Annotated in this window: 2 protein-coding genes; one reads left to right on the plus strand and one right to left on the minus strand. The window is 44.5% G+C overall.

From position 1 onward, the window contains the following. On the minus strand, nt 1–431 hold a 431-nt coding region (locus tag ADK28_RS32730; RefSeq protein ID WP_048795945.1), incomplete at its 3' end, for a site-specific integrase. A 383-nt stretch (nt 432–814) separates the two neighbouring features. Here ADK28_RS32730 and ADK28_RS14415 point away from each other — a divergent pair. Further along, entirely contained in the window at nt 815–1,738 is a 924-nt protein-coding gene (locus ADK28_RS14415) for an IS5 family transposase (protein WP_048795946.1), read from the plus strand. Nucleotides 1,739–1,794: the final 56 nt, after the last annotated feature.

Genomic DNA, 1,794 nt, shown 5'->3' on the forward strand with positions numbered 1-1,794 from the left:
GTTTGCTTCCTATAATCAAATATATACTCTTTGATTTTAGAAACTAAATGTGGGGAAAGAGGTAATGTTCTTTCATTAGTTTTCACTAATGGCTGTTTTTTTCTTGGATCTTTTATCTCATCTGGCCTTCTAATAATGGAAAGGATGCTTTTATCAAAATTGATATCTTTAATTTGGATGTTTAATATTTCCCCGCATCTTATGCCAAGCTCAAGAAGAATATGTATAAGTAAATAATTTCTCAATTGCACTTCAGGTTTAAAAGGGTTATTCAAACTTCCAATATCGATAATCTTCTTTAGTTCATTCTGCTGTTTCTCATCCAGAGCTTTATTTTCAGTATCTGAGTAGTATGATTGTTTTATTCGTGGCTTTCTACTTTCAATTCTTTTGATGAACAAATCAGTTTTAAGAATCTGCTCATCTGACATAAATGGTATAACCTCTGATATATACCATTTCAGATAGTTAACAATGGTCGTAATTCTAAAGTGTCGAGTTCTATCCGCAACTTCTGGCAACCTTCGTATATTTACAACTTTCAGCCTTTTGTGCCTTTTGGATATGTAATTATAAAGTGCATCTAATTCTGCATTAGATAGAAATGAAAAATTTGTAATACGATCTCTAATATTTATTTTTGCGTAAAATAAGTATCGTTCAAAAGATAGTAAACTACCAGCCACAAGTTCAATAGTTGATATAGATGCTCCTTTATTTCTACTTTCAAGAGTAATATGGCTTTGTTGAATAAATCGAACTTTTAGGTGATTAGCGGATCTGATCGATACAGTCGTTTCAGCATTGGATCCCCATGGCAAAGCAAAAGTTTAAAATCACTAACTGGTCCGCCTACAACAACGCACTCAGGCAGCGCGGTTCACTCACTGTGTGGCTTGATGAGTCAGCCATTGCAGCATGGACTGACAGTACACAGCCCGAAGGGCGTGGCCGTCCGCTTCACTACACCGATATGGCTGTCATCACGGTTCTGATGATGAAGCGCGTGTTCAACCTGTCGCTCCGGGCATTACAGGGCTTCGTTGACTCGATTTTTAAGCTGATGGCTCTGCCGCTGTGCTGCCCGGATTACTCTCTGGTCAGCAGGCGGTCAAAGACCGTCAACATCAACATAAAGACGCCAACCCGGGGTGAAATCGCGCACCTGGTCATCGACAGTACAGGCCTGAAGGTTTTCGGTGAAGGTGAATGGAAAGTCAGGCAGCATGGGGCCGACAAACGCAGAGTGTGGCGCAAGCTCCATCTGGCCGCAGACAGTGCGACGCACGAGATTATCTGTGCCGATTTATCGCTCAGCGGAACGACAGATGCACAGGCACTGCCGGTGCTGATTAACCAGACCCACCGGAAAATCAGGGAAGCCTCAGCAGACGGCGCCTACGATACCCGTTACTGCCATGATGCTTTGCTGAGGAAAAAAATCAGGCCGCTCATTCCGCCACGAAGTGGTGCGCAATACTGGCCCGACAAGTACCATGAACGTAACCACGCCGTGGCAAATCAGCATCTGAGCGGCAGCAATGACGTCTGGAAAAAGAAAGTGGGTTATCACAGGCGTTCAGTGGCAGAAACGGCCATGTTCCGGTTCAAAACGCTCTTGGGTGCTCATCTGAGCCTGCGGGACTATGACGCGCAGGTGGGTGAAGCAATGGCGATGGTCAAAGCGCTGAACCGGATGACGCTGTTGGGGATGCCGGACAGCATCCGGATCGCATAACGGGTGTACCGGCGGGAGCTATCCTGTCGCCTGACTCTGATTTATTCAACAAAGCC

This window comes from Serratia sp. 506_PEND (assembly GCF_001076875.1).
Lineage (GTDB): Bacteria > Pseudomonadota > Gammaproteobacteria > Enterobacterales > Enterobacteriaceae > Serratia > Serratia marcescens.